This window comes from Duganella sp. Dugasp56 (assembly GCF_047304105.1).
GTDB lineage: Bacteria > Pseudomonadota > Gammaproteobacteria > Burkholderiales > Burkholderiaceae_D > Rugamonas > Rugamonas hordei.
Map to the genome: position 1 here is coordinate 21233 of NZ_JBGLYQ010000017.1, position 20925 is coordinate 42157.

At 65.2% G+C, this 20925-nt stretch carries 17 protein-coding genes; 12 read left to right on the forward strand and 5 right to left on the reverse strand.

Annotated features, from left to right (window positions below; all coding sequences use genetic code 11):
• The first annotated feature begins 162 nt into the window (after positions 1–162).
• The 5 genes from ACCD07_RS13710 to ACCD07_RS13730 all read left to right on the forward strand — a co-directional run bounded on the left by ACCD07_RS13710 (position 163) and on the right by ACCD07_RS13730 (position 5176).
• Positions 163–588, forward strand: coding sequence for a helix-turn-helix transcriptional regulator (locus tag ACCD07_RS13710; protein ID WP_413447634.1), 426 nt, complete (start codon positions 163–165; stop codon positions 586–588).
• Positions 585–1001, forward strand: coding sequence for a VOC family protein (locus tag ACCD07_RS13715; RefSeq protein WP_413447635.1), 417 nt, complete (start codon positions 585–587; stop codon positions 999–1001). Before ACCD07_RS13710 ends, ACCD07_RS13715 begins: the two co-directional genes overlap by 4 nt.
• Positions 1002–1101: 100 nt before the next feature.
• Positions 1102–2490: an FAD-binding oxidoreductase gene (locus ACCD07_RS13720; RefSeq protein WP_413447636.1), complete on the forward strand. Its 1389-nt coding sequence runs from the start codon at positions 1102–1104 to the stop codon at positions 2488–2490.
• Between the two features lie 355 nt (positions 2491–2845).
• Positions 2846–4426 (forward strand): isocitrate lyase, encoded by a 1581-nt coding sequence (locus ACCD07_RS13725; RefSeq protein WP_176655477.1) that lies wholly within the window; start codon positions 2846–2848, stop codon positions 4424–4426.
• 126 nt (positions 4427–4552) lie between these two features.
• A complete protein-coding gene (locus tag ACCD07_RS13730) occupies positions 4553–5176 on the forward strand; it encodes a LysE family translocator (protein ID WP_353404186.1) in 624 nt (207 codons plus the stop codon).
• On the opposite strand, the gene ACCD07_RS13735 is transcribed toward ACCD07_RS13730, so the two are convergent.
• Positions 5133–5957 (reverse strand): AraC family transcriptional regulator, encoded by an 825-nt coding sequence (locus tag ACCD07_RS13735; RefSeq protein ID WP_413447637.1) that lies wholly within the window; start codon positions 5955–5957, stop codon positions 5133–5135. The two genes, ACCD07_RS13730 and ACCD07_RS13735, sit on opposite strands and share 44 nt — an antisense overlap.
• Before the next feature lie 82 nt (positions 5958–6039).
• On the opposite strand from ACCD07_RS13735, the gene ACCD07_RS13740 reads away from it, so the two are divergent.
• Positions 6040–7896: an alpha/beta hydrolase family protein gene (locus ACCD07_RS13740; protein ID WP_413447638.1), complete on the forward strand. Its 1857-nt coding sequence runs from the start codon at positions 6040–6042 to the stop codon at positions 7894–7896.
• Positions 7897–7928: 32 nt separating this feature from the next.
• On the opposite strand, the gene ACCD07_RS13745 is transcribed toward ACCD07_RS13740, so the two are convergent.
• The 3 genes from ACCD07_RS13745 to ACCD07_RS13755 form a co-directional block, all read right to left on the reverse strand.
• A complete protein-coding gene (locus tag ACCD07_RS13745) occupies positions 7929–8675 on the reverse strand; it encodes a carbonic anhydrase (RefSeq protein ID WP_413447639.1) in 747 nt (248 codons plus the stop codon).
• 285 nt (positions 8676–8960) lie between these two features.
• Complete coding sequence (locus ACCD07_RS13750) at positions 8961–11705, reverse strand: M16 family metallopeptidase (protein ID WP_413447640.1); 2745 nt, start codon at positions 11703–11705, stop codon at positions 8961–8963.
• 100 nt (positions 11706–11805) lie between these two features.
• Positions 11806–13455, reverse strand: a complete 1650-nt coding sequence (locus ACCD07_RS13755; protein ID WP_176655524.1) for a M28 family metallopeptidase — start codon at positions 13453–13455, stop codon at positions 11806–11808.
• Between the two features lie 181 nt (positions 13456–13636).
• Here ACCD07_RS13755 and ACCD07_RS13760 point away from each other — a divergent pair, with 181 nt between their 5' ends.
• On the forward strand, positions 13637–14437 hold the full coding sequence (locus ACCD07_RS13760) for a DNA-formamidopyrimidine glycosylase family protein (protein WP_413447641.1): 801 nt from the start codon (positions 13637–13639) through the stop codon (positions 14435–14437).
• Here the strand turns inward: ACCD07_RS13760 and ACCD07_RS13765 are convergent.
• Complete coding sequence (locus tag ACCD07_RS13765) at positions 14379–15779, reverse strand: GntP family permease (protein WP_353404174.1); 1401 nt, start codon at positions 15777–15779, stop codon at positions 14379–14381. The genes ACCD07_RS13760 and ACCD07_RS13765 overlap by 59 nt on opposite strands.
• Positions 15780–15902: 123 nt before the next feature.
• On the opposite strand from ACCD07_RS13765, the gene ACCD07_RS13770 reads away from it, so the two are divergent.
• The 5 genes from ACCD07_RS13770 (at position 15903) to ACCD07_RS13790 (ending at position 20917) form a co-directional block, all read left to right on the forward strand.
• Positions 15903–17042: a branched-chain amino acid ABC transporter substrate-binding protein gene (locus tag ACCD07_RS13770; RefSeq protein WP_176655461.1), complete on the forward strand. Its 1140-nt coding sequence runs from the start codon at positions 15903–15905 to the stop codon at positions 17040–17042.
• 93 nt (positions 17043–17135) lie between these two features.
• Positions 17136–18287 carry a TIGR04552 family protein gene (locus ACCD07_RS13775; RefSeq protein WP_413447642.1) on the forward strand — a complete coding sequence of 384 codons (1152 nt, stop codon included), beginning with the start codon at positions 17136–17138 and terminating at the stop codon, positions 18285–18287.
• 49 nt (positions 18288–18336) lie between these two features.
• Positions 18337–19386, forward strand: a complete 1050-nt coding sequence (locus ACCD07_RS13780) for a hypothetical protein (RefSeq protein ID WP_413447643.1) — start codon at positions 18337–18339, stop codon at positions 19384–19386.
• Positions 19387–19448: 62 nt separating this feature from the next.
• Positions 19449–20456, forward strand: coding sequence for a hypothetical protein (locus ACCD07_RS13785; protein WP_353404172.1), 1008 nt, complete (start codon positions 19449–19451; stop codon positions 20454–20456).
• Between the two features lie 29 nt (positions 20457–20485).
• Positions 20486–20917 carry a hypothetical protein gene (locus tag ACCD07_RS13790; protein ID WP_413447644.1) on the forward strand — a complete coding sequence of 144 codons (432 nt, stop codon included), beginning with the start codon at positions 20486–20488 and terminating at the stop codon, positions 20915–20917.
• The last annotated feature ends 8 nt before the right edge of the window (positions 20918–20925 follow it).

A 20925-nucleotide genomic window follows, 5' to 3' on the forward strand; every position in this document is an offset into this window, starting at 1 on the left:
AATGCGCTACGTCAGTAAGCCGGCAACGGCGCCGCTATCCGCAGACGAACGGCGAAGGTTGGCGGTTTGTTTTGACGGATAATATGCCCTTATTTTAAGCGTGAGGATAGGATGACCCAGAGTCCCCTGCTACTGCGGCGATTGTTGCGCGCGAAAGATAGAATGGACGGCGCGCCCCACGAGGAGTGGCCCGTCCACCGGCTGGCGCAAGTGAGCGCGGTCTCGCCGGCATACTTCGCGCGCGAGTTCAAGAAGGCGTTCGGCCTGCCCCCACATCGCTACCTGCTTACCCGCCGCATCGAGCGCGCCGCGGCGCTGCTGCGCGACACCGACCTGCCTGTTACACAAATCGCGCTCCAAACCGGCTGGACCAGTCTCGGCACCTTCGGCCGCATCTTCCGCGACATCACCGGCTGCAGTCCGGGTGAGCTCCGCGAGCGCGATCGGTCGGCTCCGCATGCGGGACAGCAGATTCCCGAGTGCGTCATGCGTGACGCCCAACGGCCCGATCTCAAGATCGCAGTTTTGGAGAAGCGGCGCATCCAGGCTGCTGGCACACTGGAACTCCAATCTAAGGAGGATATATGACTCAAGGTATCAATATGGTCGGTCTGTACGTGCGTGATCAGGACGAGGCGCTTGCGTTTTACGTCGACAAACTGGGGTTCGTCGTCCACACCGACGTTCGCAACGGCGACTATCGCTGGCTGACGGTGCAGCACTCGGACCAGCCCTCGTTCCAGCTCGGCCTGTTCCGGCCCGGCCCGCCGGTGCATGACGCGGCAACCGCCCAGACCCTGAACGAGCTCGTAGCGAAAGGCGCCATGCCGCCACTGGTGCTGGTCGTGGACAACTGCCGTGCCGCCTACGAGCGCCTGAGCAAGCGCGGGGTTGAGTTCACGCAGGAACCCACGGATCGCTACGGCACTGTGGACGCCGGTTTTCGGGATCCTTCCGGCAACGGATGGAAGATGATCGAGGCCGCGGCCAAGCCGCAATAAGCATCGGCGCCCATCCGCCATTTTTCGAAGTGCCTGTGCTTGCGTGAGTGCGCGTCGCCTCCCTATCATGGAGGCGTATGTACCCACGTGGAGATGCGCGATGAATACTTTGACGGATGGGAAATTCAACGAACTGCAAGCCTCGCTCAGAGGCAAACTATTCCAGCCGAACGATGCGGGCTACGACGAGGCTCGCGCGGTCTGGAACGCGATGATCGACCGGCGCCCGGCCATCATCGTACGCTGCGCCGGCACGGCGGACGTACGCGCTTCAGTGGCCTTCGCGCGCGACCATGGACTAACCCTTGCCGTGCGCGGCGGTGGACACAATATCGCCGGCAGCGCCCTGTGCGACGACGGCCTGGTGATCGACCTGTCGGACATGAAATCGGTCCAGGTCGATCCGGACCAGCGCCGCGCCTATGTCGAAGGCGGGGCCACGCTGCACGACTTCGACCACGAGGCGCAGGCATACGGCCTGGCCACGCCGCTGGGCATCAACTCCACCACCGGCGTGGCGGGGCTGACGCTTGGCGGCGGCTTCGGCTGGCTCAGCCGGACACTGGGCCTGGCGGCCGACAACCTGCTGTCGGCCGACCTGATCGCAGCCGACGGCCGCCGCCTGCATGCCAGCGCAACGGAAAATCCCGACCTGTTCTGGGCCATACGGGGCGGCGGCGGCAACTTCGGCGTGGTCACGCGCTTCGAATTCCAGCTGCACCCGGTGGGGCCGGAAATCACCGCCGGGCTGATCGTTTTCCCGTTCGCCGAAGCCAAACAGGTGCTGACGCAGTACCGCGATTTCGTCAACGTCATGCCCGACGACCTGACGGTCTGGGCGGTGTTGCGCAAGGCGCCGCCGCTGCCCTTCCTGCCGCCGGCAGTGCATGGACAGGACGTGCTGGCACTGCCCGTCTTCTCGCCGCTGAAGCTTGACGCCGTGCAGCAATCAATCGGCCGAGTCCGCAGCTTCGGCCAGCCACTGGGCATGCATGTCGGCGCCGCGCCCTACGCCGCCTGGCAGCAGACCTTCGATCCGATGCTGACGCCGGGCGCGCGCAACTACTGGAAATCGCATAATTTCGCCCAGCTCAGCGACGAGGCCATCGACACCGTCATCCGCTACGCCGGCAACTTGCCGACGCCGCAGTGCGAGATCTTCCTCGGGCTGCTGGGCGCGCGGGCGGCGGCGCCGTCGCCGCAGGACACGGCATATCCGCACCGGGACGCGCTCTATGTGATGAACGTGCACACGCGCTGGGACAGCCCGGCGGAAGATGCCCGCTGCATTACCTGGGCACGCGACTTCTTCAGCGCCTCGGCGCCGCACGCGACCGGCAGCGTGTATGTCAATTTCCTGACCCAGGACGAGAGCGATCGCACCGCCGACGCCTATGGCGCGAACTATCAGCGGCTGGCGCAGATCAAGATGAAATACGACCCGGACAATGTGTTCCGCAATAACCAGAACATCCATCCTGCCGCATAGGCCAGCAATGGTGGCGCCGGGCAGGCAAGCAGTCCGGCTCCGCCTCAATGCGCCCCCCCGCCCTCGCGCGGTTTTTACGCCGCGACCTCAGAAACTGAAACTCCGTTTCACATCGCGCAATCGGGCCTGAAAAATTCCCGGCCCGGCCATCTCATTTTTTGAAAATTCGTTTCATATTGCAATATTTAATAACTAAGCCTTTGAAAATTAAAGAATAAATTTAAGTTATATGTCTTATATAAGACCTTGATGCAGTGCACCAGAATGGCCTACTATTTAGTCATGCGGTTGCGGCCGGACGGGGCCGCGCACTCGACGATTTTTCCAAACTTGTTTTATTCTTTAGGAGATACACATGTCCCAATATCAAGACGACATCAAGGCAGTTGCCGGTTTGAAAGAGCAACAAGGCGCCGCCTGGAACGCCATCAATCCCGAGTCTGCCGCCCGCATGCGCGCCCAGAACAAGTTCAAGACCGGCCTGGACATCGCCAAGTACACCGCCAAGATCATGCGCGCCGACATGGCCGCCTACGACGCCGACCCGTCCAAGTACACCCAGTCGCTGGGTTGCTGGCACGGTTTCATCGGCCAGCAGAAGATGATCTCGATTAAGAAGCACTTCAACAGCACCGACCGCCGCTACCTCTACCTGTCGGGCTGGATGGTCGCCGCGCTGCGTTCCGAGTTCGGCCCGCTGCCCGACCAGTCGATGCACGAGAAAACCGCCGTCTCGGCGCTGATCAAGGAGCTCTACACCTTCCTGCGCCAGGCCGACGCGCGCGAACTGGGCGGCCTGTTCCGCCAGCTGGACGCCGCCGAAGGCCCGGCCAAGGCAGCCATCCAGGCGCAGATCGACAACCACGTGACCCACGTCGTGCCCATCATCGCCGACATCGACGCCGGCTTCGGCAACGCCGAAGCGACCTACCTGCTGGCCAAGCAGTTCATCGAAGCGGGCGCCTGCTGCATCCAGGTCGAGAACCAGGTGTCCGACGAGAAGCAATGCGGTCACCAGGACGGCAAGGTCACCGTGCCGCATGAAGACTTCCTGGCCAAGATCCGCGCCATCCGCTACGCCTTCCTGGAACTGGGCGTGGACGACGGCATCATCGTCGCCCGCACCGACTCGCTGGGCGCCGGCCTGACCAAGCAGATCGCCGTCACCAACGAGCCGGGCGACCTGGGCGACCAGTACAACTCCTTCCTCGATTGCGAAGAAGTGTCGGCCGACGCGCTGGGCAACGGCGACGTCGTCATCAAGCGCGAAGGCAAGCTGCTGCGTCCCAAGCGCCTGCCGAGCAACCTGTTCCAGTTCCGCGCCGGCACCGGCGAAGCGCGCTGCGTGCTCGACTCCATCACCTCGCTGCAGAACGGCGCCGACCTGTTGTGGATCGAAACCGAAAAACCGCATATCGCCCAGATCGGCGGCATGGTCAGCGAAATCCGCAAGGTGATCCCGAACGCCAAGCTGGTGTACAACAACAGCCCGTCGTTCAACTGGACGCTGAACTTCCGCCAGCAGGTGTACGACGCGATGAAGGCCGAGGGCAAGGATGTGTCGTCCTACGAGCGCAGCCAGCTGATGAGCGTGGAATACGACCAGAGCGAACTGGCGATCACCGCCGACGAGAAGATCCGCACCTTCCAGGCCGACGCGGCCCGCGAAGCCGGCATCTTCCATCACCTGATCACGCTGCCGACCTACCACACCGCCGCGCTGTCGACCGACAACCTGGCCAAGGAATACTTCGGCGACCAGGGCATGCTGGGCTACGTGGCCGGCGTGCAGCGCAAGGAAATCCGCCAGGGCATCGCCTGCGTCAAGCACCAGAACATGTCCGGCTCGGACATCGGCGACGACCACAAGGACTACTTCAGCGGCGAAGCGGCGCTGAAGGCGGCCGGCAAAGACAACACCATGAACCAGTTCTGATCGCTGGTGCCTCGGTAAAAAGCTCGCTGCGGCGAGCTTTTTTTATGAGGGCGATTTTCTCCAATACAGCGTCCGCCGCGCCGCGTATCGTCAGCTCCGGTCCATACTTATCGGAGACGCGCACTTATGAGCATCCTGTTTTCCATGGCGGCCTTCGCCCTGGCTTCATCGATTTCCCCCGGTCCTGTCAACATCGTCGCCCTCGGCAGCGGCGCGCAGCACGGCTTTCGCGCCAGCATGCGTCATGTCACCGGCGCCACCGTCGGCTTCACGCTGCTGTTGCTGTTGACCGGCCTCGGCCTGCACGAATTGCTGGCGCGGCTGCCGGTCCTGACGCGCACCATACAGCTGGCCGGCGTGGCCTTCCTGCTGTTCATGGCGTGGAAGCTGGCGCGCGACGACGGCAGGCTCGACCTTGCCGCCGGCGGCAGGGGGCCGTCCCTGATGGCCGGGGCCGCCATGCAATGGCTCAATCCCAAGGCCTGGGTGGCGTCGGTGGCCGGCATGGGCGCGTTTGCCGCGGACGGCGACGCCGTGCTGGTCTGGCAGTTCGCCGCGCTGTATTTCGTGGTCTGCTATGTGTCGATCGCCAGCTGGGCCTATGCCGGCACGTTCCTGCGCAGCCGCTTGAGCGATGCTTCGGGGATGCGGCTGTTTAACCGCTCGATGGCGTTCCTGCTGGCCGTCAGCGCCGTCTACCTTTTGCTCAGCGGCGATACTGGCCAGGCGTCGCCGCCAGCAACTGCTTGAAGATGCGCTGGAAATGCGCCTGGTCGGAAAACCCGGTTTCCAGCGCGACCTCGGCGATGGCGGCGCCGTTCTTGAGCAAGCCGCGCGCCAGCTGGATGCGGCGGTTCAACAGATAGGCGTGCGGCGTCATGCCGTAGCGCTTCTTGAAGGCGCGGATCAGATAGGACGGCGACAAATCGGCGGCGGCGCAGATGTCCTCCAGCCTCAGCGCGCCGCCGCAGTTGTCGCTGATGTAGTCGGCCGCGCGCTCGAGCTTGCGGTTCGCTTCGCGCTCGACGATGGCGGCCGGATCAAGGCAGGACTGCACCTGCCCGAAGAACTCCACCGCCGCGCACTGCCGCGGCAGCGGCTCCGGCCCGCCGCTGGTCAGCACGTCATAGAGCCGGTTGAGTCCCATATACAGCGCCGGCGACGTGCTCAGGGTGGCGGCAAAGGGATGGAAATCGCGGCTGGCGCTGAATCCCCACTCGTGCTGCAGACGGCCGAACCAGGCGCGATCGACGTGCAGCATGCGGTACGACCATGGCTCGTCGGCAAGCGGATTGCAGGCGTGCACGTCGCCCGGATTCATCAGGACCACGGTGCGGGCGCCGACCCGCTGGCGCGAAGCCCGGTTGATGTAGTCGGTGCGTCCGCCGCTGATCGCGCCGATCGAAAACGTCTCGTGCGCATGCCGGGCGTAGCAAACCTTGCGCCCATCGGCTATGGCCCGCGCCTCGATGAAGGGCAGGCTGGCGTCCCGCCAGAAGCGGGGGCCGGAAGGGTGGTTGGGATCGCGCATCGCCCAAGGATACCCCATCTCCGAAAAAACATAGGCAAGCGCATCGATCTGCGCTATCGTGGATCTTTTCAAAAAGACAACCATGGTGCACATGAAAGCCATCCTGCGAACCCTGGCGCTGATCGCGTGCGCCACCCTGCCGCTGGCCGCCGCGGCGGCCGAGGCTCCGACGCCGGTCCCGATCGCCACCTTCTTCAAGAAGTCCGCCACCACCGGTGCGGCACTCTCGCCCAACGGCCGCTTTGTCGCCGTGCGCAAGCTGTCGCCGCAAGGCCGCACGATGCTGACGGTGGTCGACGTGGCGGCCGGCAAATCCAATGCGATCGCCAACTTCACCAACGCCGACATCGACATGTTTTACTGGCTCAGCGACCAGCGCCTGGCGTTCTCGCTGGTCAACGTCGACCACGGCGGCGACGACGGCAAGCCCGGCCTGTATTCGGTCGACCGCGACGGCAAGAACCGCAGCTTCCTGTCGCAGACCATCGTGCGCAAGCGCTCGTTCTCCGAAAGCGACCTGGTCGATCACCGCTACCAATCGGAAATCACCGTCCACGGCTTCCCGCCAACGAAAGGCGATGAAATGGTGGTGGTCGAAGTCCGGGACGGCGAGCATACGCTGAAGCGCCTCAGCACCGTCAACGGCCGCACCTTCCCGATGCGGGCCCCGCGCGGCACCTACGGCTGGCTGCTCGATGTCGACGGCAAAACCCGCATCGCCACCGCCCTGCGCGGCGACCGCGTCAACACCTACTACCTGGACCGGGACGACTGGCGCCAGATCGACAGCCGGGAACAGAAGGCCGAGTCCAGCTTCAATCCGCTGCTGTACCTCGATGGCGCCGTCTACGTCCGCTCCCGCAACGGCCTGGACGAGGCCGCCGTCTACCGTTACGATCTGGCCACGAACGCCATCGTGCCCCAGCCGCTGATCAGCGCGCCCGGCTTCGACACCGACGGCTACTTCATCGTCAGCGACAAGAAAATGCTGGGCTTTCGCTTCACCACCGATGCCGATGCCACCGTCTGGTTCGACCCGTGGATGAAGGCGGTCCAGCAGGAGGTCGACCAGCTACTGCCCGGCATGGTCAACAACATCTCGCGCGGCCGCAGCAGCGAAACGCCGTATGTGGTGATCGACACCTATTCGGACATCCAGAACCACGCCTACATCCTCTACAACACCGAAACCAAACACCAGACCTTGCTCGGCGAAACCACGCCCGACATCGACACCGACAAGATGGCCCACATGTCGATGGTGCGCTACAAGGCGCGCGACGGCCTGCGGATTCCGGTTTTCCTGACCTTGCCGAACGCCGGTGCGCAGAAAAACCTGCCGACCGTGGTGCTGGTCGGCGCCCGGCCGGGCCACCGCAGCGGCATCTGGCAGTGGAACGCCGAGGTGCAGTTCCTGGCCTCGCGCGGCTACGCGGTGCTGCAGCCGGAACCGCGCGGCGTCGACGGCTTCGGCCGCGCGCACATCCTGGCGGGCGTCAAGCAGGCCGGCCGCGCGGTGCAGGACGACATCGCCGACGCCGTCAAATGGGCGGTGGCCGAGGGCCACACGGATCCGGCGCGGGTGTGCATCGCCGGCACCGGCTACGGCGGCTATGCCGCCATGATGGGCTTGTTGAGGGATCCGGACATCTTCCGGTGCGGCATCAGCTGGTCCGGCCTGACCACTTACCAGGACAATCCGGACGACGCCAGGCTGAAGGACATCAAGCGGCCGTTGCTGCTGGCCTACGGCACCGACGACGAGGCGGTCAAGTACGATACCGGTCTGGCCTTCTACAAGGCGCTCAAGGCCGGCAACCCGCAGGCCGAATGGCTGGAATACACGTCCACCGTCGACGACTGGAAGACGCAGAAAAACCGCATCGACCTGTGGCGGCGGATTGAAGACTTCCTGGGCAGGCAGATCGGCGCCAAATAGCCAGGCGACCTGCGCCGACCTGCCGGAGCGCCTTATTCGCTGACTTCCACGGTTCTGCCGTTCAACGGCTGCACTGGACGCGCGTTCATCTTGTAGAGCTGGTGGAAAGCGGCGATCTGCTGCGGCGACAGCTCGACCGGCTGCTTCAGTACTTGCCAGCGCACGCCGTCGCTGCACGGCGGCGTCGTCAGCGAACCCATGAACTTGAAGTAGGCATGGTTGGTGGGCAACACGTCGGCCGGGTTGAAGCTGGCCAGCCGGGTCGGATGCCCCTCTGCCGGCAAGGCGGCAAACACCGGCGCCAGGGTCTTGTTCTCGTGGCCCTCCTTGAACAGCACGGCGACCACCGACAGCTTGCCATCGGCGCTCTTGTGGACGAAATGGGCCACCATCGGATAATTGACGCCGTTGATCTTCTCTTCGCTCGGCGTGTGGAAGTGGAACTGCAGCAGCTGCGCGACGTCGTCGCCGGCCTTCAGCGCATTGCCGGCGGGCAGATTCACCTGCACCGTGTGGCCGTTGTTGATCACCTCGGCGCCGGCGGCGGCGTAGTTGAACTCCAGCGCGCTCAACGACGCCTTCCTGGCGTTGCGCTCCTCGATATCGATCGGCGACTGCTCCTTGCTCAGCTTGCACGCGGAGTTGGCTTGATCGAGATCGGCCCAGTGCGCCGGATCGCCGTGGCCTTCGTACGCCCAATGCGGCGCCGCGGCGTGGTCCTGCGCGCGGGCGATGCCCATGGCCGATACCAGCATGGCCAGAATGATCGTTTTTTTCATCATCTCTCCTGATTTTTATGAAGTTCACTATGGATAGTCGTGCTGCGCTGGCTTGACTGCTGCTCGTCGTTGGGCGCTGTCGGTCGCCTTGGGTGGGGGCAACGAGTTCCGGCAGCTTTGCCGGGCAGGGCCATGAGGAACTCTCGGGGGATGGGAGAGGGCTAGGCCAAGCCTCTGTATTGTAGATGAAGTGGCTTGACGGAAACAGTAGGGAAATTCTTATTTTCGGCTGTTGCGCCGACGCCACCACCACCCCGCAAGCAGGGCGGTGATGGACGTCGCTGCTTACGGCACCGGATTGCCGTCGGCGTCGATCTTGCGCACTTCGCCGAGGTTGAGCTCGCGCACGCCGGCTTCCACCTTGCTCAGGTCGCCCACCACCATCCAGGTCAGCTTGCCCGGCACGATGGTGCGCGCCGCCAGCGCGTTGGCCTGCTCGGGCGTCATCGACAACACCGTCTGGGTGAAGGTGTTGTAGTAGTTCTCCGGCAGCTTGTACTGCACGATCGCGCTGTAGGCGCCGGCCAGCTGGCCCGCCGTTTCAAACGAGCCCGGCAGGTTCAGCGTTTCGTTGGTCTGCGCGTTGACCAGCTCGTCGGCCGTGATCGGCCGGGCGCCGGCGATGCCGCCATATTCCTTCACCAGCTCCTGCAGCGCTTCACGCGTCTTGTCGGTCTGCACCGGCGAGCTGCTGATGTACAGGCGCTGGCCCACCGCCGCCGGCAGGCTGCTGCGCACGCCGTACGACCAGTGCTTGTCTTCGCGCAGGTTCATATTGATGCGCGAGCTGAACACCCCGCCAAAGATGTTGTTGACCACCTGCAGCTGCACCGCGTCCGGCGCGTTGCGCGGCGGCGCCAGCTGGACGCCGTAGATCACGCTTTGCAGCGCGCCCGGCTTGTCCATCAGGTAGACCACCGGCTTGTCCGGCGGCGCCACCTGCGCCACGTTTTTCTTCGGCACGTCGCCGGCCTTCCAGCCGCCGAAAGCCTTCTCCAGCAGCGGCGTGATCTCCGCCAGCGTGGTGTCGCCCACCACCAGCAGCGTGGCGTTGTTCGGCTTGAACCAGGTCTGGTGATACTTGACCAGGTCGCCGCGGCCGATGCGGGCCACGGCCGCCTCGGTGCCGGAGCCGGTCAGCGGCAGCGCGTAGGCGTGGCCCTTGCCGTAGATCAGCGCCGGCATCACGCGCAACGCCATCGATTGCGGGTTGGATTTCTCGCGCTGGATCGCCGCCAGCTGGTCCTTCTTCAGGCGATCCAGCTCGTTCTGCGCGTAGGCCGGATGCAGCAGCACGTCGGCATACACGTCCAGCGCCTTCGGCAGCGTGGCCTTCAGAGCGTTGAGCTGGACAAAGGCGCCGTCCAGGTTGCTGTAGCTGCTGAAGTTGGCGCCCAGCGATTCGAACTCCTCGCTGATCTTCAGCGCGCCGCGGGTCGGCGTGCCCTCTTCCAGCATGCGCAGCGACAGGCCGGCCAGACCGGGCAGGTCCTGCGAATCGGAGGCGTAGCCGGCATCGACCATCATCGACAGGTTGACGATGGGCGCGGCATGGCGCTCGGCCAGCACCACCTTCAGGCCGTTCGACAGCGTGGCCTTTTGCATCGGTGGCAGGTTCAGCGATTCCGGCTTGCCCAGCGCCGGTTCCTTGCTGCGGTCCAGCTTGCCGTTGGCGGCCAGGTTGGCCGGGAACGGCTGCACTTCCAGCACGTAGTCGCCGTCGGCCAGCCACTCGTTCATGGCCTGCTTGATCTGCGCCGGCGTGGCCGCCTTGATCGCCTTCAGGTAATCCTTGTAGCAATCGGGATTGCCGGTGTAGGTGGTGCAGGACGCCAGCAGGTCGCTCTTGCCGCCGAAGCCGCCCACGCGCTCGACGATGCGGGTGAAGCGCGCCAGGATCGCGGTCTTGGCGATTTCCAGCTCGGCCGCGCTGGGGCCGGACTTCATCAGAGCGCGCAATTCCTCGTCGGCGCCGCGTTCCATCTTCGCCACGTCGGCGCCTGGGCGCGCGGTCAAGGTCAGGTCGAACTGGCCGGCGATCTCCGACGAATCGTTGCTGGCGGTCGCGGTGGTGGCCAGCTGGTCCTTGTAGACCAGGCGCTTGTACAGGCGCGAAGTCTTGCCGCCGCCCAGCACATAGGCGCCCAGGTCCAGCAGCGGTTCGGTGGCGGTGCTCGAACCGGGCACATTCCACACGCGGTAGACGCGCGCCTGCGGCACGCGGTCCTGCACGGTGCCGCGATGGGTGCCGGTGCGCTTGGCGATCCACGCCTCATGCTTCGCCAGCGGCGGGCCGGGCGGAATCTCGCCGTAGTATTTCTCGACCTTCTCGCGCGCCTGCTCGGGCGTGATGTCGCCGGCGATCACCAGCGTCGTGTTGTTCGGGCCGTAGTTGGTCTTGAACCATTCCTGCACGTCGCTCATCGAGGCCGCGTCCAGGTCCTTCATCGAACCGATCACGGTCCACGAATACGGGTGGCCGGCCGGCCAGGTGTTTTCCGTCAGCAGCTGATACGCCACGCCGTACGGCTGGTTCTCGCCCTGGCGTTTCTCGTTCTGCACCACGCCGCGCTGCAGGTCCAGCTTCTTCTGGTCCAGCACGCCGAGCAGGTGGCCCATGCGGTCGCTCTCGGCAAACAGCGCATAGTCCAGCATCGAGGTCGGCACGTTCTCGAAATAGTTGGTGCGGTCCTGGTTGGTGGTGCCGTTCAGGTTGTTGGCGCCGATGCGCTCCATCGCCGGCAGGTAGACCTTGTCGAAGTTTTCGCTGCCGCTGAACATCAGGTGTTCGAACAGGTGGGCGAAGCCGGTCTTGCCGGCCTTCTCGTTCTTGGAACCGACGTGGTACCAGGTGTTGATCGCGACCACCGGCGTCTTGTGGTCCTCGTGCACCAGCACCGTCAGGCCGTTCTTCAGCACGAACTTGGTGTACGGGATGTCGGGGATGGCGATGTCGGCGGCATGCAGGGCGCCGGCTGATAACAGTGCAATGGATGCCGCCAGGATGGTGCGGCGAAGAGACATAGTCATGCGCGTAGCTCCTTGATAGTGAACCTGCAAAAAAAAGACGCGCCGGCTTTACAGCGGGCGCGTCTCATTCTATTGCTTTTTAAGCAAATAGCAAAAGCTTTTACCTGGTGCGACGCGACGAGCTTGCGTCACGCACGGCGCGGAACTCGGCGTCCGCCGCCCAGTTCGGCCAGTCCTTCGATTCAGCCAGGTCGCGGCCCAGCGAGTACAGCATGCCGAGGTCGTGCGCCATGCCGGTGAACGGCCATTGCGCGCTCCACTCGTCGGACGGCTGGTGGTAGTTGTTGCTGTTGTAGTCCTCTTCCGCCTTGCGGCCGGCCGCCAGGCCGCCGTCGACCCAGTCGTCGCCGGAGCCGAAGGAGATCGCCGGCACGCCGCGCTTGGCCAGCGGGAAGTGGTCGGAACGGAAGAAGTGGCCCGCTTCCGGTTTCGGATCGGGCGCGTAGGCCAGGTCGAACTGCTTGGCCTTGGCCACCAGCTGGTCCAGCAGATCGAGCTTGGCGCTGCCGGAGATGGTGAAGTTGCGCGCCGGGCCGTACGGGCTCAGCGCATCCATATTGATCATGCCGGCCGTTTCGGCCAGCGGATACAGTGGATTGGCGGCGTAGTACTCGGAGCCGAGCAAGCCCTTCTCTTCGGCGGTGACCGCCAGGAACAGCACGCTGCGTGCCGGTGCCGGCGCCTTGCCGTAGGCGCGCGCCAGTTCCAGCAGCGCGGCGATGCCGGTGGCGTTGTCGACCGCGCCGTTGTAGATCTTGTCGCCCTTGGCGTCCGGCTGGCCGATGCCCAGGTGGTCCCAGTGCGCGCTGTACATCACGGTCTGGCCGGGCTGGCTGGCGCCGACGATGCGGCCGGCGACGTTCTTCGACACGATGGTCTGCGCATCGACCGCATAGCTGGCCGACAGGGTCACGGCCTTCAGCTGCACCGGCTTGAAGTTGCGGGTTTGCGCCAGCTTCTTCAGCGCCTCGAAATCCTGGCCGCCGCGCTTGAACAGGTCGACCGCGAGGTCGCGCTGTATCCACGCCTCCATCGGCGCGTGCGCCATGCCCGGCTGCTTGCGGACGATGTCGTACATGACGTTGGTGTTGGAATTCTTGACCGTCGGCCAGCCGTAGGAAGCCGGCGCGGTTTCGTGGACGATGATGGTGCCCAGCGCGCCGCGGCGCGCCATCTCCTCGTACTTGTAGGTCCAGCGGCCGTAGTAGGTCATGGCCTTGCCGCCGAAGTCGCCGACGCCGGTCTCGAAGTCGGGATCGTTGATCAGCACCACCGCCAGCTTGCCCTTCAGGTCGAAGCCCTTGAAGTCGTCCCACTTGCGCTCGGGCGCGTTGACGCCGTAGCCGACGAACACCAGCGGCGCGTTGCGGAAGTCGACGTGCCTGCTGCCGTTCATCGCTGCGCGCACGGCCATGTCGTCGCCCTGCTTCAGTTCCTGGCTGGTGTTGCCGTCGCTGACGGTCAGCTTGACCGGGCCCTTGATCTCGAAGCGGCCCAGCGGTACGTCCTGGGTCCAGCTGCGCTGGGTCTTCTGGCCTTTGAGCAAATCGCCGCCCGGTTGCAGGCCGGCGGCCTTGAACTGCTCGATGAGGTAGTTGACGGTTTTGGTTTCGCCGGCCGTATTCGGGCCGCGGCCCTCGTATTCATCCGACGACAGCACTTTGACATCTTGCGACAAACGCTTGGCATCGAACTCCGGCCCGCTGGCTGCCTGCGCGGTGGCGGCTGCTATCAGCGAACAAATGAGCATGGTGTTTTTCAAATCAAGTCTCCATAATTATTTTTAAACTGCCCGGCAATACTGACATGAAATCAACTAACCGGCAATCAACATAAAGCGACAACCGTACTCGCCCCATGGTGGTGCAGCGCACGGTAGACACCGCTGCCGCAGCGCACAATGAAATCCACACAATACGCCGGAGGCCGTCATGCCAGAAGGTCCATCGATAGTGATACTGCGCGAACAGGCCGCCGGCTTCGAGGGCCGCACCATCGTGCACGCCAGCGGCAACAGCAAGGCGGTCGACTACGCCGCGCTGGAAGGTCAGCCGGTGCTCGCGCTGCGCAGCTGGGGCAAGCACTTCCTGATCCAGTTGCCCGAGCTGGCACTGCGCATCCATCTGATGATGTTCGGCAGCTGCCGCATCAACGAGCACAAGGAGACGGCGCCGCGCCTGAGCCTGGGCTTCGATGACGGCGGGGAGTTGAATTTCTACGCCTGCTCGGTCAAGCCGGTGGCGCAAGACCTGGACAGCGAGTACGACTGGCGCGGCGACGTGATGAACGATGCCTGGGATCCGAAGCTGGCGCTGGCCAAGCTGCGCGCGGCGCCGGACACGCTGGCGTGCGACGCGCTGCTAGACCAGACCATCTTCGCCGGCGTCGGCAACATCATCAAGAACGAGGTGCTGTTCCGCATCCGCGTGCATCCGCTGTCGACGGTAGGCGCGCTGCCCGCCGCCAAGCTGCGCGAACTGGTGGCGCAGGCGCGCGTATACAGTTTCGATTTCCTCGCATGGAAGAAAGCCTATGTGCTGAAGCAGCACTGGCTGGCGCACACGAAAAAAATCTGTCCGCGCTGCGACCTCCCCTTTCACAAGGGACACCTGGGCAAGACCCACCGCCGCAGCTTTTTCTGCGCCAGCTGCCAGCGGCAATATCCGCAGCCGCTTACACCAGCCCGGTCAGATAGTAGACCGCGATCACAAAGAACACCGCCGTTGTCTTGATCAGCGTGATGGCGAAAATCTCCTTGTAGGATTCGCGGTGCGTCAGGCCGGTGACGGCCAGCAGCGTGATCACGGCGCCGTTGTGCGGCAAGGTGTCCATGCCGCCGCTGGCCATCGCCACCACGCGGTGCAGCACGTCCAGCGGGATGTTGGCCGCCTGCGCACCCTTGATGAAGGCGTCCGACATCGCCGCCAGCGCGATGCTCATGCCGCCCGAGGCCGAGCCGGTGATGCCGGCCAGCGAGCTGACCGACACCGCCGCGTTGACCAGCGGATTGGGCACGCTGCGCAGCGCGTCGCTGACCATCAGAAAGCCCGGCAGCGAAGCGATGACGCCGCCGAAGCCGTATTCCGAAGCGGTGTTCATCGCCGCCAGCAGGGCGCCGCCGACGGCGGCCTTGGTGCCCTCGGCGAACCTGCTGCGGACGCGGCCAAACGCGGTCGCCACCACCAGCAAGATGCCCAGCAGCAGCGCGCCCTCCACCGCCCAGATGCCGACCACCGCCTTGATCGGCAAGGTGACCGGTGCGTGCAGGCCGGGCAAGGCGTCCGCCGTCAGCGCGTACGATTCGCCGTACCAGCCGGGGATCAGCTTGGTCAGCGTGAAGTTGGCCACGCCGACCAGCACCAGCGGCGCCAGCGACAGCAGCGGATGCGGCAGGCCGGCGGTGTCGGCGCGCGGCTGGTCCTTGTCCACGCTGGCGCCGTAGCCTTCGCCGGTGGCCATCGCCGCGCGGCGGCGCCATTCCAGGAACGACAGGCCGACCACGATGATGAACAGCGAGCCGATGGTGCCCAGCCACGGCGCGGCCCAGCCGGTGGTCTTGAAGAAGGTGGTCGGGATGATGTTCTGGATCTGCGGCGTGCCCGGCAGCGAATCCATGGTGAATGAAAACGCCCCCAGCGCGATCGCGCCCGGCATCAGGCGCTTGGGGATATTGCTCTGGCGGTAAAGCTCGGCCGCGAACGGATACACGGCAAACACCACCACGAACAGCGACACGCCGCCGTAGGTCAGCAGGGCGCAGACGGTGACGATCACCGCGTTGGCGCGCGAGCGGCCGATGTACTTGATCGCCGCGACCACGATGGATTCCGAGAAGCCGGACAATTCGATCAGCTTGCCGAACACCGCGCCCAGCAGGAACACCGGGAAATACAGCTTGATGAAGCCGACCATCTTATCCATGAAGATGCCGCTGAACACCGGCGCCACGGCGCCCGGATCGGTCAGCAGCACGGCGCCCAGCGCGGCCACGGGAGCAAACAGGATCACGCTGTAGCCGCGATACGCGGCCAGCATCAGGAATATCAGTGCGGCAAGCACGATCAGGAAGGACATGCGGACTCCGGGCGGCGTTGTTTTGGTTGGCGCATATTGTAGAGTCAAACGCCGGCGCTCGCTGCACGGCTGCGATATGCCATTAGAATGGTTGCAACCTATCACTTTTGAGAAGGACCACGCATGCGCCTGACCACTCCGCTGTTGATCCTGCTGCCCGTCAGTCTGGCCTGCCTCGGCGCGCAAGCGCAGGAGGTCGTCCGCATCGGCAGCGCCTCGCCGGTCTCCGGTCCCAGCGCTCACCTCGGCAAGGATACCGAGAACGGCGCCCGCATGGCGGTGGAAGACCTGAACGCCGCCGGCTTCACCATCGCCGGCAAGAAGGTGCAGCTGGTGCTGGTGGCGGAGGACGACGGCGGCGATCCCAAGCAGGGCACGGCGGTGGCGCAAAAGCTGGTCGACGCCGGCGTGGCCGGCGTGGTCGGCCACCTCAATTCCGGCACCACCGTGCCCGCCTCGCGCATTTACAACGCCGCCGGCATTCCACAGATTACGCCGTCGGCCACCACACCGCAGTACACGCACCAGGGTTTCAAGGGCGCGTTCCGGCTGGTGGCCAGCGACAGCAAGGTCGGCGCCGCGCTGGGCCGCTACGCGGTGACCACGCTCAAGGCCCAGCGCATCGCCGTCATCGACGACCGCACCGCCTTCGGCCAGGGCCTGGCGGACGAGTTCATCCGCGGCGTCAAGGCGGCGGGCGGCGCCGACGTGGTCAGTCGCCAGTACACCAACGACCGCGCCACCGACTTCAACGCCATCCTTACCCAGATCAAGGGCCGCCAGCCGGACGTGGTGTTCTACGGCGGCATGGACGCGGTGGCCGGGCCGCTGCTCAAACAGATGAAGTCGCTCGGCATCAACGCCCGCTTTATGGGCGGCGACGGCATTTGCTCGGAGCGGCTGGGCGAGCTGTCGGCCGGCGCCTCGGGCGACAACCTCGTCACCTGCGCCGTGGCCGGCGGCGTCACGGGGGCGCAGGAAAAAGGCTATGCCGACTTCGTCGCCCGCTACCAGCAGCGCTACAAGCTGACCTTGCAAACCTACGCGCCCTACGCCTACGACGCCGTGATGGTGCTGGCGACGGCGATGCGCAACGCCGGTTCGGCCGACCCGCGGCGCTACCTGCCGGAACTGGCCAAGGTACGCTACCGGGGCGTGACCGGCGACATCGCCTTCGACGCCAACGGCGACCTGGCCGACGCGGCCATGACCATCTACACCTATCGCGGCGGCCGCAAGACCAAGCTCGACGTGGTGCGCTGACGCCGCCGGCCGGTGTTGCGCCTGCGGCGGTGCAGCATTGACCTGGCCTGACGAGGCTGCGATACTGAATTATCGCAGCCTCCGCCTGATGCCATGTCCGAACTCAAAGCCTCGCTCAAATGCGGCGGCAAGTTCTCGCTGAACTGGAACTATCTCAACGCAATCGCCAACGGCGTGTCGGCGATCGACCTGGGGGCGCTGGCCTTGCGCAATCTGCACGACGCCCGCCAGTTCGTGCGCGAATACGGCTTCGACCTCGACCAGCCGGCCGCGCCGGTGCTGATACGACGCGCCCATCGCGAGGCGGTCGATTTCATCTTGTGCACCTTCCTCACGCCCGAGCAGGCGGAGCTGATCCCCACCGAGGTCAGCCATCCCGACGACCCCCTGCACTTGCTGGTGTACGCCTCGCTGCGCGTGCAGCACGTCGACGCGCGGCGCATGTGGTCGTGCGCGGTGCTGAAGGTCATGCACGGCATCTTCTACATCGACAACAACCTCAAGCTGCGCCACTTCCACGCCATCCGCGCCCAGGTGTTCGGCACGCTCGACGAAGTGATACGGCACGACGGCGAGCGCCACTACCTGACCGACGGCGAAATGTGCCTGCCGATGCTGCACTACGACCGCAAGGACAACAAGGGCCGCAACAGCATCCTGCTCAAGCTGCTGCAAAAAGCCGCCTACCTGGCCGCCGACATCTTCGACCATCTCGGCGTGCGGCTGGTGTTCGCCACCCGCTTCGAATGCCTGCTGGCCTTGCGCACGCTGCAGCGCGCTCACCTGCTGTCGGTCACCAACGTCGATGCCGAGCGCACCCGCAACACGCTGCTGGACCTGGAGGCGGCCAAGCAGGTGTTCAACAAATACCGCGCCCAGCTCGAGCACAGCGGCGAAGACTATCCGGTGGAGCTGCTGCGCACCATGGACGCCGAACTGGCCGAGCTGGCGCAGCCGCAAACCCGCTGCGACAACCCGCACAGCGGCAGCGGCTTCAACAGCATTCAGGTCACGGTGCGCAAGATGATCCACGTGCAGCAGCTCGATGCCGGCCCGGAGCAGGACTACGACGTCGGCTTCTTCTTCGAGTATGAGATCCAGCTGATGGACGAGGCCAGCTACCAGCGCAGCCTGACCGGCCCGGCCAGCCACGACGCCTACAAGAAACGCCAGGTCGACACCGCGCGCACCCGCGTGCTCGGCCGCGACCTGATACGCTGGATCGACGGCCAGGTTGCAAACTAGACAACTTGCCGCAATCCCTATACTATGGCGCCCTCTCGCAAAGGACACCATGCTACTCATCCGCACTCCCCTACTGATCGCCGGCATTGCCGGCTTGCTGTCCGCCTGTGGCGGCGGCTCCGCCGGAACCGCCGGCCCGTCCATGCCAGCGCCGGACGCCACGCCCAAGGTCGATCTGCAGCCCGCCATGGGCGACTTCTATTCCTACAAGGAAGTCTATGTGAACACCTCGCCGGGCAACACCGCGCCGCCGGCGCCGCTGCTGTGGTATGTCGACATCCCGACGTCCGTCAACGGCGACGGCACATGGTCGGAGACCAGCACCAACGACGATGCCTATATACGGCGCGCCACGAGCATACTCAGGGCCGACGGCAGCACAAGCAGCTTCATCAACGGCGCCTGCACCACAACGTACGCATCCCCCACCGGCACCAGCCTGAAAGACCTCGCCGTGGGCGTCAGCTGGACCACGGCGCTGGCGCCCGCTCCGACCTACTCGGCGGGATGCACGCCCAGCACCTATCCCACCGCAGGCACGCGACACGGCGAAGTCGTCGCCGAGGAAACGCTGACGGTTGCCGCAGGCACCTTCAAGACGCTCAAGGTTGTCTCCAGCGCGAGCACCAGCTATGCTAGCGGGAACAAGACGGCGACTGAGTCCACCATTTGGCGGGACAGCGTCACACGCCGCGTCGTCAAGGAAAATTACAGCAGCACGACGACGACTGCGCAGGGCAAAGTCAGCTCCTACACCGCCGCGATAGAACTGCAAGGCTATGCGGACGCCAAGCGCGGACGCCAGAGCCTGAATGTCGAGCGCTTCGCCGGTCCGTGGTCCGGCTCGTACTCCGGCTCGTACAGCGGCAGCTGCTCCGGGCAGATCTCCACTGCCGGCGTGCTGGATGCGGCCTGCGGCGGCGGCCAGTTCAGCATCCACGGCAGCGTCGACGCGCGCGGCCAGGTAACATTCTCGCTGAGCTCTGGCGGCGTGTCCGGCCCCGTCTTCAGCGGCAGTTTCGAATCGCCGCTGACCATCAACGGCACGTGGAGCGCCGGCGCCGGCGTTTCCGGCAACTGGACCTTGAACCACCTGTAAAACAGTGCGCCATTAAAACGGCGCCGGCTCTACCATGTGTTTTTCGGACAGGGAGAGCGACGATGCGCGCGTTGTTGTGCACCGGGCTGCTGGCCGCCGCGCTGTGCGGCGGCGCGGCGTTCGGCCAGGAGCCGCCGCCCCAGCGGGTGACGGTGACGGCCACCCGCGATCCGGTCGATAAATCCTACCGCAAGATGATCGCCGGCATGGACCGCTACCAGCGCGAACGCGCGCTGGCGCCGCAGTCCACGCTGCGCTTCGAGCTGCTGCCGCGCCTGCCCACCACGCGGCTCGACGGCATCACCCTGCGCGTGGTCGGCGACACGCTGTCGTTGCCGGTGACAGTGGCGGCCGATCACACTTTCACGCTGGAACGCAACGCCCAGGCGCTGGAGCAAGACGCGGCACTGGTGGCCAGCAGCAAGACCAGCACGCTGACCTGGCGTGCGCAGGTGCGCAGCCCGAACGTGCCGGCCGGCATGCGGCGGCTGGGCGACCTGCGGCTGGAATGCCGCGTCGGCGTCGAAGCCGGCCTGCTGTCGAACAACGCCAAACTGTTTGCCTGGCTGGGCGAACTGTTCACCGATGCCGACCGCGTCTGCAACGCGCCAGACGGCAACTACCTGTTCTTCAGCGAACGGCCGCTGTTCGGCGTCACGCTGCATGACGGCGCGCGCAGCGAGATGCTGCCGTTCGACCGGCTGTATGCGGGCGGCACGCAAACGCCGGACACCCTGCCCTACTGCGACTGCCAGGTATTGCTGGACCGCAGCTACTATGCGCCGGTGTGGGACCGCGGCTGGTCCGACGATACGCTGCTCGAATTCGACTACATGGACGATCCGCCCGGCGCCGCCGACACCGCCGTCGCCCCCGGGCTGCGCGGCATGGAACAGATGCGCGCGGCGCTGGGTCCGGCCACCGTGCAGCGCTTCGACAGCGGCTACCAGGTGTGGCGCTACCGCTACCCGTCGGCCGTCCGGCGCGATCCGCCGGCGTATGCCGACTTCGTCATCCTGTTCGGACCGGACGGCGTCGCCCGCAAGGCCCGCTTGAGCGAACGCTTGTAAAGCCGGCCGCATAGGATCATCATGGCTTGATGAAAACCTATCCCCACTTTCTCCGTCTGGCGGGCGCCGGCCTGATGCTGCTGGTTGCAGCCGCCTGCAACAGCGCGCCGCCGGCCGTCCAAGGCAGCGAAGGCAGCGCCGCGCTATGGCAGCGCATCCAGTCCGCCAATGCTGCCAACAGTTGCGAGCGCGACAGCCAGTGCCACAGCATGGGTGTCGGCGCCAAGGCCTGCGGCGGGCCGGAAAGCTACCTGGCCTGGTCAGACAACAACGCCGACGCCGCCAAGCTGAAACAGCTGGTCGAACAGCACGCGGCAGCACGCCGCGACGAAGACGCGCGCGCCGGCCTGATGTCCACCTGCCAAGTGACGCCGGATCCCGGCGCCACCTGCCGCGCCGGCCGCTGTGAACTCAGGACGCCGCAACCCGGCCAGCCTGGCGGCGGCGCCAGCCAACAATAGAAAAAGCC